Consider the following 316-nt stretch of genomic DNA (forward strand, 5'->3'; position numbering starts at 1 on the left):
AGCGCCATCGAGCACTCACCCGCCCGCAACGCCCGCGCCGCCAGATGCAACGCCACCAACGACGACGAACACGCCGTGTCCACCGTTATCGCCGGCCCTTCGAGACCGAGTGTGTAGGCCACCCGCCCGGAGACGACGCTGCCGGCGGTGCCGATTCCCAGATAACCCTCGGATCCCTCCGGCGCACGGGTCCCGCCGCTGGCGTAGTCATGATGCATCACGCCGGCGAAGACACCGATGTCGCGACCGCGCAGCGAGGACGGATCGATACCCGCCCGCTCGAAGACCTCCCACGACATCTCCAGCAACAGCCGCT

1 protein-coding gene is annotated in these 316 nt (G+C 68.4%); it reads right to left on the reverse strand.

Annotated features, from left to right (window positions below):
* Positions 1-316, reverse strand: a 316-nt coding sequence (locus tag MXD62_RS08150; protein WP_285223989.1) for a beta-ketoacyl synthase N-terminal-like domain-containing protein, incomplete at both ends; no start/stop codon positions are given.

The organism is Frankia sp. Mgl5 (genome assembly GCF_023242985.1).
GTDB classification, from domain to species: Bacteria; Actinomycetota; Actinomycetes; order Frankiales; family Frankiaceae; genus Parafrankia; species Parafrankia soli.